We start from the raw sequence: 11,747 nt of genomic DNA, 5'->3' as shown, positions 1-11,747 counted from the left end.
AAGCCGGAACTCCCTTGCGGGCAGTTCCGGCTTCCTTGGGCGTGATCCGCGGGCTTACTTGCTCTTGATCATCGTGCCGACGCCGTGGTCGGTCAGGATTTCCAGCAGCAGGCAGTGTTCGACGCGACCGTCGATGATGTGCACCGACTTCACGCCGTTGCGCGCCGCATCCAGCGCCGAGCCGATCTTCGGCAGCATGCCCCCCGACAGCGTGCCGTCCTCGACGAGACCGTCTATCTGGCGCGGCGTGAGGCCGGTGAGCAGATTGCCGTCCTTGTCCAGCACGCCCGGCGTGTTCGTCAGCAGCACCAGCTTCTCGGCCTTGAGGATCTCGGCGAGCTTGCCGGCCACCACGTCGGCGTTGATGTTGTAGGTCTCGCCCTCCTCGCCGACACCGATCGGCGCGATCACCGGAATGAAGTCGCCTTGGTCGAGGAAGGAGATCAGGCTGGGGTCGATCTGCGTGATCTCGCCGACCTGACCGATATCGACGAGGTCTCCCGGCGGTGCGTCCTTCTTCTGCATCATCAGCTTCTTCGCGCGGATGAAGTTCGCGTCCTTGCCGGTCAGGCCCACGGCCTTGCCGCCCGCCTGGTTGATGAGATTCACGATCTCCTTGTTCACCTGCCCGCCCAGCACCATCTCGACGACTTCCATCGTCTCCGCGTCGGTCACGCGCATCCCCTGCACGAACTCGCCCTTCTTGCCGACGCGTGCGAGCAGGTTCTCGATCTGCGGGCCGCCGCCGTGCACCACGACCGGATTCAGGCCCACCAGCTTCAACAGCACGACGTCGCGCGCAAAGCAATCCTTCAGCTTCGGATCGGTCATCGCGTTGCCGCCGTACTTGATGACGATCGTCTTGTCGAAGAAACGCTTGATGTAGGGCAGGGCCTCCGCGAGGATCTCGGCCTTGAGGGCGGGCGTCACCTTATCGGTGTCGGGGGAGTCGGACATGGCAGCTTCCTGGATGATTGTGCGCCGCCATTTTAAAGAGTCATGCTGCAAAGCAGAAGCCGCAATCCCCCTTTGCGGAGGATTGCGGCTTGCCGGACGCGCAGCAGTGGGGACGTCAGTCGATCGTCAGCCGCTTCACCTGCTCATGTGCCTTCTTGGGCAGGCTCAGCTCGAGCACGCCATCCTTGAACTTGGCGCTCGACTTGGCTTCGTCGATTTCCTGGCCGAGCTGGAAGCTGCGCGACACCTTGCCGAAATACCGCTCGGTGCGCAGCACACGCTCGCCTTCCTTGACCTCCTTCTCCTGCTTGCGTTCGGCACTGATCGACACCACCGGGCCGTCGATGTGCACGTGAATATCCTCCTTCATGATGCCCGGCAGCTCCGCGTGGACCTGGTAGGCGTCGTTGTCCTCCTTCACATCCACGCGCATCTGGGGAGCTTCGCTGACGCCGCCGCCGAAATCGACCGGACGGACGAAGAAACCGCGCAGCAGGTCATCGAAAGGATCGCGACGAATCAGGTTGGCCATGGCCTTCTCCTCTTTAACAACATGGTCTTCTCATCCCAAATATAGATACGGAATGGGGCATTGCAAGATCAAAGAGGATCTCCGGGGGTACAATCGCCAGTTCAGCGGAGCGGCTCCTCGATGACTGAAAGAAATCCGAATTTATCCGAGCCGACGAGCGTCACTTCAACCTGTCCGCGCTGTGGGGCCGTCTTTACCTGCGGGATGCAGGCAGGCGAACCCGTGTGCTGGTGCGCGGTTCTGCCGCGTCTGGTCACAGTTCCGGACGAAGGCGCCGGTTGCTATTGTCCGGCTTGCCTCAAGGCGCTGCTTGAAGCGTCGCAGGGCTGAGCGAGCCCGACCGAAGGGCAGGGCTTGCTAGCGCCTGCGGCCCGCCGGGAAATGATCGGGCAGTTGCAGGATCGCGTCGCGATTGGTCCACGAGAAAACTTTCGCCGCAGCCGCGTCGTGAGGCAGCCAAAATGTCGCGTCGTGCTCGTCGGGTGCGAGCGTGACCGGCTGGCCGTCGGGCACGCACAGGCTGAAGACGTGCTCGAGATTGTGGGACACCTCGGGCGCATAGCGGTGGCGCCATTCCTCGCGGATCGCGAAGCGGTTGCAGCGTCGCCAATCGACAAGGTCTTGTGGTCGGGCCGCGATCCCCGTTTCCTCGCAAATCTCCCGCAGCGCCGCCTCCGCAGGCGATTCGCCCGGCTCCAGGCTTCCGGTGACCGACTGCCAGAAGCCCGGCGGTGACACGCGCTGCAGCAACAATACGTCGAGCGCTGCCGTATGTACGACAACGAGCACGGACACAGGCAGCTTGTAGGCCATCATTCGCGTCAGAATCGTCGTAGATGGGCGACCCCGTCGGCGGTCAGTCCGACGAAGATCCAGAAGGGAACGTCTTGCGTGGCCCAGTCGCCGGCCGCCTCCCCGAGAATCTCGAGCGCCTCGAGAAAGTCTCGTTCCGCCGCGATGCGAAATCCATCGGCGTGCTCGAGGATCAGTACATGGCCCTCGTCCGGCCACCAGCTCATGTCCGACACACAGTCCGCAAGGGCGTCCCAATTGTGGCCGAACCAATCGGGAAAACGCAGTGCCGCAGCGACCCGGCGCAGGAACTCGGCTTTGTCCCGGCAATCGGACAGGTCGGCATGCGCCACCCCGAGGCCGGCGGCGGCGGCGGCGGCGGCAATGGCTGCCCCGCCGTCCTGAGGCAGGTGATACACGCCGGCACCGGAAGCCTTGCGCAGCCTGTCGGCGACTCGATCAAGCTCGTCCATCCCTTCCTCCCGCTTCAGCGCCGCGGATCGATGCGGCGGAAACTGCGATAGTGATCGGCGGTGTAGTAAATCACCTCGGGAGGCTCCCCTCCCGTGACAATACGGCGTGCCCCGCGATCGTTCTTGCCGGGCGTCGGCACGGTGTATTCGCGGTAGTAACCGCGCGGCTTTTCGGGCAACAGGCGCTCGCGGTTCTGGAACACCGTGCCGTCCTTGCGATACGGAAAAGGTCCGCCACGGTCGATGAGCGCGAGCGTGGCCAGAGCCTCGCGCGGCAGCGCGTCGGTCGTCGCGCTGTCCGGTCCGCGGCCGCATCCCGGCAAGGCTGCGAGCGCTGTTGCAGCGAACAGCGTGAATCTCAGTATCAGTGCTCGCAAGTCGGTCTCCTGAGGCCGATCCGCCGCGGGATTTCGTCCAAATCGTTTATCCGGCGGTCAGGCGCCCCGGCGCGGATTGTATTTCCGGACCAGCTGCTGCATGAAGCCGCTCAGTGCATCGAGACGCGGATTGCTGGGGTCGAGGCGCCGCGTACGCGCAATCAGGCCGCGTGCCTGCGAGGCAAGACGCTCACTCCAGCCGCGGTTCTCGATGTGTCGCAACAGTGCGAGCGCTGCGTTGAAGAGGACGTGGGGATTTCCGGGCATCTTCTGCACGGCAGCCATCATTTCCCGCACGGCGCCGTCGAAGTCGCCCGCCTTCACCATGTCGGCACCCGCCGCGATGAGTCCGCGCACCTCCACGTGCACGCGCTCCTCGAGTTCGTCCGACAGATCGCCGTGTCCGCGTTCCTGAAGGATCGCGCGGGTTCTCTCGACGGTGCGTTCGTCCGCGGCATTGCGCAGAATGTCGATCACCAGCTGACTGCCTTCGGCCTCCATGTGATTGTCCAGGCAGGTCTTGACCAGTTCCTGCTTCATGTCGATGGACAGGGACGAGACGGCGGTGCCGGCCTGCAGTGCATCCCGCAAGGCGGCCTGCGCGAGTTCCTCCGCTCCGGTACTGGTGTGGTAAAGGGCCTTGGACAGCGACGCGCAGACGGGCGTCGCCGGCATCCCCCCCATGCTCGACTCCAGATCGCGGATTGTCGCCTGCGCTTCGTCGGTACGGCCCTGCTTGAGCTGCGCCCGGACGAGCAGCACGTGGTCCTCCGGATCGCGAAAATCGGAGTATTTTCCTTTCCGCACCACCTCTGCCAGCGTTCGCTCGGCGGCGGCGCCGTCTCCGGCAGCAAGCTGGACGTTGCCGAGATGGCGCAGTCGCCCGAGACGATGGGGGGAAAGGGCAACCGCACTGGTCAGGACCTCGCGTGCCTCCGCCATGCGGCCCGTTTCCTCGCGCGTTCGCGCCAGCCAGTCGTAGGCGTCAACATAGCGGCTGTTCTCGGCAACCAGTGCGCTGAGAATCTCCTCCGCGCCTGCGTAGTCCTTCTTCGCGAACAGCATCTTCGCCAGGCCGAGCCGCGCCCACGGTATCGCCTTGGCGGCGAGGATCTCGCGGTAGATGCTCTCCGCCTGGTCGGTGTGCCCGAGCGCTGCGTGGAGTTCTGCTTCGAGGCGAAGGAAGTCGATGCGGTAGCGCGGGTGGCTCTCGGCCCGGGCCGTGCAGGCGTCGATCGCCTGCTGCGTCTCCCCCGCCTCGATCAGCCGATAGACTGGCAGGAAGGTGTCGCGCTTCTCGAGCGAGCGCAACAGCCGCATGTGCAGCATGTCGGGGGTGAGCGGTTTCAGGATGTAGTCGTTTGGGGCGAGCTCCGCAGCGCTGACCACTCGCTCGTAATTGCGCTCGCCAGTGATCATGATGAACAGCGTGTCGAGCGGGATGATCTCCTTGGTGCGAAGATCCTCCAGCAAGTGCTGTCCGTCCTGGCCGTCGCCGAGACTATATTCGCTCAGGATGACGTCGTAGCGCTGGTCGCGCAGACGAGTGATGGCTGCGCCGGCGGAGGGCGCAAACCTGACATTGGCAATCCCGAAGCTGTTGAGCATCGATCGCAATTGGCTGCGCATGCCCTGATTGCTTTCGATGATGAGGAGAGTCAGGCGTTCGAGGTCTGCCATGGTTTCGTTACGGGCCGTACAGGGGATGCCGCGTCGGGGCGTTATCCAAGCTTACGGCATTGCCGGGGAAATTCTGTAGCTTTTCCGCGTATGTCGTTGCTCACGCTACGCACGTCTCGAAGAAAAAGGGCAGATGGTCGCCCATCTGCCCTTCGATGATGTTGCGCGCGTGGGCGGTCAGGCCTTGGCGACTTCCACCTGCGTCTCGACCTTCTGGCGCAGACGGATGTGCAGTTCGCGCAGTTGCTTCTCGTCGACCGCGCTCGGCGCGTCGGTGAGCAGGCACTGCGCGCGCTGGGTTTTCGGGAAGGCGATCACGTCGCGGATCGATTCGGCTCCGGTCATCAGGGTCACGATGCGGTCGAGGCCGAACGCAAGACCTCCATGCGGCGGCGCGCCGTACTTGAGCGCGTCGAGCAGGAAGCCGAACTTGACCTGCTGCTCCTCCGGACCAATGTTGAGCGCCTCGAACACGCGGGACTGCACCTCTGCGCGATGGATACGCACCGAGCCCCCGCCGATTTCCCAGCCGTTGAGTGCCAGATCGTAGGCCTTTGCGAGGCACTCGCCCGGATTCGATTCGAGCAGCTCGACGTGGTCGTCCTTCGGGCTCGTGAACGGATGGTGGCAGGCGACCCAGCGCTTGTCGTCCTCGTCGTACTCGAACATCGGGAAGTCGACCACCCACAGCGGACGCCAGGCGTCGCCGGTGACATAGCCCTTCTCGTGGCCGAGCTTGATGCGTAGGGCACCGAGAGCGTCGTTGACGACCTTGGTCTTGTCGGCGCCGAAGAAGATCAGATCGCCGGATTGGGCACCGGTGCGCTCGAGGATCGTGCGCAGCGCGGTCTCGTGCAGGTTCTTGACGATCGGCGACTGCAGGCCTGCTTCATTCGGCTGGCTGGCGTCATTCACCTTGATGTAGGCGAGACCCTTGGCGCCGTAGATGCCGACGAACTTGGTGTACTCGTCGATTTCGCCGCGGGTGAGGGAGGCGCCACCCGGCACGCGCAGCGCAGCGACGCGGCCGCCGCTGGTCGCAGGACCGCTGAACACCTTGAACGCCACGTCCTGCACGGCGTCGGTGACTTCCGTGAGCTCCAGCGTCACGCGCATGTCCGGCTTGTCGGAGCCAAAGCGGCGCATCGCCTCGGCATACGTCATGCGGGGGAACGGATTCGGCAGCTCGACCGCGAGCGCTTCCTTGAACACGAAGCGGATCATGTCTTCCATGATCGCGGTGATCTCGGCCTCGTTCAGGAACGAGGTCTCGATATCGACCTGGGTGAATTCCGGTTGGCGGTCGGCGCGGAGGTCTTCGTCGCGGAAGCACTTGGTGATCTGGTAGTAGCGGTCGAAGCCGGCCACCATCAGCAACTGCTTGAAGAGCTGCGGCGACTGGGGCAGCGCGAAGAACTGGCCCGGATGGACGCGCGAAGGCACGAGGTAGTCGCGCGCGCCTTCCGGCGTGCTCTTCGTGAGCATCGGCGTTTCGATGTCGATGAAGCCCTGCCCGTCGAGGAAGCGGCGGAAGGCCATTGCCACCTTGTAGCGCAACATCATGTTCTTCTGCATCTGCGGACGGCGCAGATCGATGACGCGATTGACGAGCCGCACGTTCTCGGACAGGTTGTCGTCGTCGAGCAGGAAGGGCGGTGTCGCGGATGCATTGAGCACTTCGATCGTGTGGCACAGCACTTCAATTTCGCCGGACACGAGGTTGGCGTTCTCGGTACCCACGGGGCGGCGGCGTACCTTGCCGGTGAGGTTGATCACATATTCGTTGCGGATCGACTCCGCGGTACGGAAGGTGTCGGCACGGTCCGGGTCGCACACGACCTGCACCAGACCCTCACGGTCGCGCAGGTCGATGAAGATGACCCCGCCGTGGTCACGGCGTCGGTGGACCCAGCCGCACAGGGTCACGGTCTGGTCGAGGTCGGCGGCGGTTACCTGTCCGCAGTACTTGGTTCGCATGGTTTCAGTTCCGAAACGAAGGCGCGGCCGCTGCGGGCCGCGAGGTTACTCATTCAGGAGCGCTGGGCGCGCTGGGGCGATGTGCGGGGAGGGGGCCACCACGCCCATCGAGATGATGTACTTCAGGGCTTCATCGACACTCATGTCGAGTTCGATCACATCTTCCTTGGCCATCATCAGGAAGAAACCCGAGGTGGGGTTGGGCGTCGTCGGCACATACACGCTGACATGTTCGCCCTTGAGATGGTTGACTGCATCGCCGCCGGGCTTGCCGGTGAGGAAGGCGATCGTCCACGACCCCTGACGCGGGTACTGGACCAGTAGCGCCTTGCGGAAGGCCTGTCCGGAGCTGGAAAACAGCGTATCCGAAACCTGCTTCACGCCGTAGTAAATCGACTTCACCACCGGGATGCGGGCGAGGAGGGCCTCCCAGTAGCGGACGAACTTCTGCCCGATGACGTTGGCCGCAATCAGGCCAGTGCTGAGCAGGATGACGAGGCCGACCACCAGGCCGGCGCCTGGAATGTCGAAGCCGAGCAGGTTCCGCGGCTGAAGGCCGTTAGGCAGCCACTCGATGATCTGATCGAGCGTGCCGACGATCCACGCCAGAACCATGAAGGTGATCGACAGCGGGATCCAGATCAGCAGTCCGGTGATGAAATACTTTTTCACGTGCCGCGATCGCCCTCAGCCCGGGTGGCAGGCGCATGCGCCGCCACAGCCGGCGGGTGCAGCGGCAGGTTCGGCCTTCGCCGGGGCAGACGAACCGCTGCCTTTGAAATCCGTCGCATACCAGCCGGTGCCCTTCAGCTGGAAGCCTGCTGCGGAGAGTTGCTTCTGATAGCTGTTGGCGTTGCATGACGGGCAGACGGTGAGCGGTTCGTCGCTCATCTTCTGGAGGTGTTCCTTCTGGAACCCGCAGCTGTCGCAACGATATTCATAAATGGGCATGGCAACCTCCGGAAATCAAGCTTCGAAGTCTAGCGCAACGCAGCATTGGCGAGAAGGGAGCCGCCAGCCGCGCGCATGGCAACCCTTGTCATATGGGGGCTGGCGGGCAGCTTTCAAGCCCGCGTCAGAAGGTGCCGAGGTACAAGCTCGTCAGGCCCTGTCCCCAGAACATCGCCAGCACGCCGGCCGTGGCGAGATAGGGGCCGAAAGGGATGGGGACGTTGCGACCGTGGCGCGCGAACACGATCAGGCTGATGCCGACCAGCGCACCCACCAGCGACGAGAACAGGATCGTGAGGGGCAACATCTGCCATCCCAGCCACGCACCGACGGCGGCGAGCAACTTGAAGTCGCCATAACCCATGCCCTCCTTGCCGGTCGCGAGCTTGAACATCCAATACACCGACCACAGCGCAAGATAGCCGGCCATCGCACCAATCACGCTGGCGGAAATGTCCGCGTAGGTGCTGTCGAGGTTGAGTGCGAGTCCCAGCCAAAGCAGGGGCAAGGTCAGACTGTCGGGCAGGAGTTGGGTGTCGAGATCGATGAAAGCTAGCGCGATCATCGTCCAGACGAAAGCCAGGGCGCCAAGGCTGGCGAGGCCGAAGCCGAAATGCCAGGCCGTGTAACCCGACAGGACCGCCGTCAGCATCTCCACCACGGGGTAGCGGCGGCTGATGGGGGCGCTGCAATGCCGGCAACGGCCCCTTAGCATCAGGTAGCTGACGACCGGGATGTTCTCCAGTGCGGTGATCAGGTGTCCGCAGTGCGGGCAGCGCGAGCGGGGGGTCGCGAGGTTGAAGGTTTCCTGCTGCGGCGGCGGTTCGTTGCGCAGTTCGGCCGCCTGCGCATGCCATTCGCGCTCCATCATTTGTGGCAGGCGATGGATCACGACGTTCAGGAAGCTGCCGACGAAGAGGCCAAGGAGCGTAGCGAGGAAGGTGAAGACGATGGGGTCGCGGAGAAAGTCGGGCATGGTCGTGCTTGCGTTGCGCCACCCGGCGCGTCGGGGTCGGGCGGCAGGAAGGGGGTCAGACGACCTGGCCGAGCTTGAAAATCGGCAGGTACATCGCGACGACAAGGCCGCCGATGACTGTACCCAGGAAGACCATGATGAGCGGCTCGAGCAGGGTGGACAGGCCGGCCACGGCATCGTCAACTTCCTGCTCGAAGAAGTCGGCGACCTTGCCGAGCATCGAGTCGAGCTGGCCAGACTCCTCGCCGATCGACACCATCTGCACGACCATGCTGGGGAAAACGTTGGAGTTCTGCATCGCCACCGTCAGGCTGGTGCCGGTGCTGACTTCTGTCTGGATCTGCTTTGTCGCCGTCTGGTACACGTAGTTGCCCGAGGCTCCGCCGACCGAATCGAGGGCTTCGACAAGCGGCACGCCGGCTGCGAACATCGTCGACAGAGTGCGAGTCCAGCGCGCGATCGTCGCCTTCAGCACGATATTGCCGACGACGGGCAGCTTGAGGATTATCCGGTCGAGTGCAATCTGCATCGCTGTCGAACGCTTGTAGCTGTAGCCGATTCCGGTGATCACCGCCGCAATGATGCCGAATATGATGTACCAGTACTCGACGAAGGCGTCGGAAATGCCGATCACCATCATCGTCGGTGCCGGCAGTTCGGCGCCGAAGCTCTCGAACACCTTCTTGAACTCGGGCACCACGAAAAGCATGATCACGGTCACGACGATGGCCGCAACCACGATGACGGCCATTGGATAGAACATCGCCGACTTGATCTTGCTCTTGATGGCGAGAATCTTTTCCTTGTAGGTCGCAATGCGGTCAAGTAGCCCGTCGAGGATACCTGCCTGCTCGCCGGCTCCGACCAGATTGCAGAACAGCTTGTCGAAATACACGGGGTGCTTGCTGAAGGCCTGGGAGAGGCTGGAGCCGGTTTCAACGTCGTTGCGCACCTCATTGAGCAGACGCGCCAAGCTCGGGTTGCCGGAGCCCTTGATGCCGATGTCGAAGGCCTGCAGCAGCGGGACGCCGGACTTCATCATCGTCGCCAGCTGACGCGTGAATAGCGCAATGTCCTTGTCGGTGATCTTGTGGCCACGCGACATCTTGGCCTTCTTGACCTTGAGGACCTGCACGCCCTGGCGGCGCAGCGTGGCCTGTACGACCGATTCGCCGCTGGCGCGCATTTCTCCGCGCACCTGTTTGCCGTTCTTGTCCTTGCCTTCCCACGTATAAAGGGTTTCCTTGGGGCCGGCAGCGGCTCCCCTGGCTCGGGTGGTGGTCGCCATGAGCGTTCGATGTTCCCTATTCGTTGGTGGTGGCGAGCACTTCCTCGAGCGAGGTCGCACCCTGTTTCACTTTCAGCAGGCCGGACTGGCGCAGGTCGCGCACGCCTTCGCGTTGGGCCTGTGCCGCAATATCCATCGAATTGCCGTTGGTCATGATGATATGGGCAATTTCCGCGGAAATGGGCATGACCTGATAGATACCCAGTCGCCCCTTGTAGCCGCTGCCCTTGCATCGTTCGCAACCGACGGGGCCGTATGGGCGCCAGCTGCCGTCGAGATCCTCGCCGCTGAAGCCTGCATCGAGCAAGGCTTCCACGGGGATATCGACCGGTTGCTTGCACGTGCACAGGCGCCGCGCCAAGCGCTGGGCGGTGATCAGGATCACCGAGGAGGCGATGTTGAACGGCGCGACGCCCATGTTGCGCAGGCGCTCGAGTGTCGTCGGCGCGTCGTTGGTATGCAGCGTCGACAGCACGAGGTGGCCCGTCTGTGCCGCCTTGATGGAGATCTCGGCAGTTTCGAGGTCGCGGATTTCGCCGACCATGATCACGTCCGGATCCTGGCGCAGGAAGGCGCGCAGCGATGCGGCGAAGGTCAGGCCGGCCTTGTCGTTCACGTTGACCTGGTTGATGCCGGCCAGGTTGATTTCCGCGGGGTCCTCGGCCGTCGAGATGTTGACGCCCGGCTTGTTGAGGATGTTGAGGCAGGTGTACAGCGAGACGGTCTTGCCAGAGCCGGTCGGCCCCGTTACGAGGATCATTCCGTAGGGGCGCTCGATCGCATCGAGCAGCACCTTTTTCTGCTCCAGCTCGTAACCGAGGGCGTCGACCCCCAGCATCGCCGACGATGCATCGAGAATACGCATGACGATCTTTTCGCCATGCAGCGTCGGCAGCGACGATACGCGGAAGTCGATCGACTTGTTCTTGGACAGGACGAGCTTCATGCGCCCGTCCTGCGGGATGCGTTTTTCCGAAATGTCGAGACGCGAAATGACCTTGATGCGAGCGGCGATCTTCTCCTTGAGGATCAGCGGCGGCTGCGCGATCTCGCGCAGGATGCCGTCGGTGCGGACGCGGATGCGGTAATACTTTTCGTACGGTTCGAAGTGGATGTCGGACGCGCCCTCGTTGATCGCGTCGATCAGGACCTTCTGGATGAACTTGACGACCGGGGCGTCATCGACTTCTGCGGAGGCGTCCTCGCTGGCCTGCTCCGTGGCCTCCTGATCCTGCAGGAGGTCCATGTCGAACTCTTCGCCGGTCAGGTCCTTGAGCGTGTCCTCGGTCGATTCCGACAGGGTTTCTGCAAGGCGGGCGAGGCGATCGGCTTCGACGACGATGAGGTCGACCTGCATCCCGGTCTGGAAGCGGATCTCGTCGAGTGCGCGCATGTTGGACGGGTCGGCCGTCGCAACGGTGAGGCGGTTCTGGCGTTTCCCCAGGGCGACGACCTGGTGCTTGGCCATCAGCTTGCGGTCGATCGCATCGCGGGGGATGCTGGCGCGGTCGACGGACGAGATGTCGAGCAGCGGGTAGCCGAAGGTTTCGGCAGCAAACCAGGCAACTGCCTTGGTGGTCAGGAGCTTGCGCTGGGCAAGTTCGAGGATGAAGCCGTTCGGGACGTTTGCCGCGCTCTTCGTGCACGCGGCCGCATCGGCTTCGGAGAGCCGGCCATGCTGGATCAGTGCTCGCGCGAGTCCGCTCAGGGCGGTCTGGGGGTTTGCTGCCATGTCCCGGTCTTA

13 protein-coding genes are annotated in these 11,747 nt (G+C 63.4%); 1 reads left to right on the top strand and 12 read right to left on the bottom strand.

The features are described 5' to 3' along the window. Positions 1-54: 54 nt before the first annotated feature. Together argB and ToN1_RS07600 are read right to left on the bottom strand one after the other, a co-directional pair. Complete coding sequence (argB, locus tag ToN1_RS07605; RefSeq protein WP_169125953.1) at positions 55-957, bottom strand: acetylglutamate kinase; 903 nt, start codon at positions 955-957, stop codon at positions 55-57. A gap of 115 nt (positions 958-1,072) precedes the next feature. Then, complete coding sequence (locus ToN1_RS07600) at positions 1,073-1,489, bottom strand: Hsp20/alpha crystallin family protein (RefSeq protein WP_169207731.1); 417 nt, start codon at positions 1,487-1,489, stop codon at positions 1,073-1,075. 120 nt (positions 1,490-1,609) lie between these two features. Here ToN1_RS07600 and ToN1_RS24955 point away from each other — a divergent pair, with 120 nt between their 5' ends. Beyond that, positions 1,610-1,819: a cysteine-rich CWC family protein gene (locus tag ToN1_RS24955; protein ID WP_169207732.1), complete on the top strand. Its 210-nt coding sequence runs from the start codon at positions 1,610-1,612 to the stop codon at positions 1,817-1,819. 27 nt (positions 1,820-1,846) lie between these two features. On the opposite strand, the gene nudB is transcribed toward ToN1_RS24955, so the two are convergent. The 10 genes from nudB to pilB all read right to left on the bottom strand — a co-directional run bounded on the left by nudB (position 1,847) and on the right by pilB (position 11,735). Continuing rightward, entirely contained in the window at positions 1,847-2,305 is a 459-nt protein-coding gene (gene nudB / locus ToN1_RS07590; RefSeq protein ID WP_342344164.1) for a dihydroneopterin triphosphate diphosphatase, read from the bottom strand. A 5-nt stretch (positions 2,306-2,310) separates the two neighbouring features. Further along, positions 2,311-2,754 (bottom strand): barstar family protein, encoded by a 444-nt coding sequence (locus ToN1_RS07585; RefSeq protein ID WP_169207733.1) that lies wholly within the window; start codon positions 2,752-2,754, stop codon positions 2,311-2,313. Between the two features lie 14 nt (positions 2,755-2,768). Beyond that, positions 2,769-3,131: a guanyl-specific ribonuclease gene (locus tag ToN1_RS07580; protein WP_169207734.1), complete on the bottom strand. Its 363-nt coding sequence runs from the start codon at positions 3,129-3,131 to the stop codon at positions 2,769-2,771. A gap of 57 nt (positions 3,132-3,188) precedes the next feature. Then, complete coding sequence (locus ToN1_RS07575; protein ID WP_169207735.1) at positions 3,189-4,811, bottom strand: response regulator; 1,623 nt, start codon at positions 4,809-4,811, stop codon at positions 3,189-3,191. 177 nt (positions 4,812-4,988) lie between these two features. Then, a complete protein-coding gene (aspS, locus tag ToN1_RS07570; RefSeq protein WP_169207736.1) occupies positions 4,989-6,788 on the bottom strand; it encodes an aspartate--tRNA ligase in 1,800 nt (599 codons plus the stop codon). Between the two features lie 45 nt (positions 6,789-6,833). Further along, the gene (locus ToN1_RS07565; RefSeq protein WP_169207737.1) at positions 6,834-7,460 is read right to left on the bottom strand and encodes a DUF502 domain-containing protein; all 627 of its coding nucleotides are present in this window, start codon (positions 7,458-7,460) and stop codon (positions 6,834-6,836) included. A gap of 15 nt (positions 7,461-7,475) precedes the next feature. Beyond that, a complete protein-coding gene (locus tag ToN1_RS07560; RefSeq protein WP_169125945.1) occupies positions 7,476-7,739 on the bottom strand; it encodes an FmdB family zinc ribbon protein in 264 nt (87 codons plus the stop codon). Between the two features lie 124 nt (positions 7,740-7,863). Continuing rightward, a complete protein-coding gene (locus ToN1_RS07555; protein ID WP_169207738.1) occupies positions 7,864-8,715 on the bottom strand; it encodes a prepilin peptidase in 852 nt (283 codons plus the stop codon). Between the two features lie 55 nt (positions 8,716-8,770). Then, entirely contained in the window at positions 8,771-10,003 is a 1,233-nt protein-coding gene (locus tag ToN1_RS07550; protein ID WP_169207739.1) for a type II secretion system F family protein, read from the bottom strand. 16 nt (positions 10,004-10,019) lie between these two features. Next, on the bottom strand, positions 10,020-11,735 hold the full coding sequence (gene pilB / locus ToN1_RS07545; RefSeq protein WP_169207740.1) for a type IV-A pilus assembly ATPase PilB: 1,716 nt from the start codon (positions 11,733-11,735) through the stop codon (positions 10,020-10,022). Positions 11,736-11,747 lie beyond the last annotated feature (12 nt).

This window comes from Aromatoleum petrolei, from assembly GCF_017894385.1.
GTDB lineage: Bacteria > Pseudomonadota > Gammaproteobacteria > Burkholderiales > Rhodocyclaceae > Aromatoleum > Aromatoleum petrolei.
The sequence above is the reverse complement of the archived record's forward strand: the minus strand, read 5'-3'. Positions and strand labels throughout refer to the sequence as shown.

Coding starts and splice junctions, on each gene's coding strand:
- argB (WP_169125953.1), bottom strand. CDS start 957: ATGTCCGACTCCCCCGACACCGATAAGGTGACGCCCGCCCTCAAGGCC.
- ToN1_RS07600 (WP_169207731.1), bottom strand. CDS start 1,489: ATGGCCAACCTGATTCGTCGCGATCCTTTCGATGACCTGCTGCGCGGT.
- ToN1_RS24955 (WP_169207732.1), top strand. CDS start 1,610: ATGACTGAAAGAAATCCGAATTTATCCGAGCCGACGAGCGTCACTTCA.
- nudB (WP_342344164.1), bottom strand. CDS start 2,305: ATGATGGCCTACAAGCTGCCTGTGTCCGTGCTCGTTGTCGTACATACG.
- ToN1_RS07585 (WP_169207733.1), bottom strand. CDS start 2,754: ATGGACGAGCTTGATCGAGTCGCCGACAGGCTGCGCAAGGCTTCCGGT.
- ToN1_RS07575 (WP_169207735.1), bottom strand. CDS start 4,811: ATGGCAGACCTCGAACGCCTGACTCTCCTCATCATCGAAAGCAATCAG.
- aspS (WP_169207736.1), bottom strand. CDS start 6,788: ATGCGAACCAAGTACTGCGGACAGGTAACCGCCGCCGACCTCGACCAG.
- ToN1_RS07560 (WP_169125945.1), bottom strand. CDS start 7,739: ATGCCCATTTATGAATATCGTTGCGACAGCTGCGGGTTCCAGAAGGAA.
- ToN1_RS07555 (WP_169207738.1), bottom strand. CDS start 8,715: ATGCCCGACTTTCTCCGCGACCCCATCGTCTTCACCTTCCTCGCTACG.
- ToN1_RS07550 (WP_169207739.1), bottom strand. CDS start 10,003: ATGGCGACCACCACCCGAGCCAGGGGAGCCGCTGCCGGCCCCAAGGAA.
- pilB (WP_169207740.1), bottom strand. CDS start 11,735: ATGGCAGCAAACCCCCAGACCGCCCTGAGCGGACTCGCGCGAGCACTG.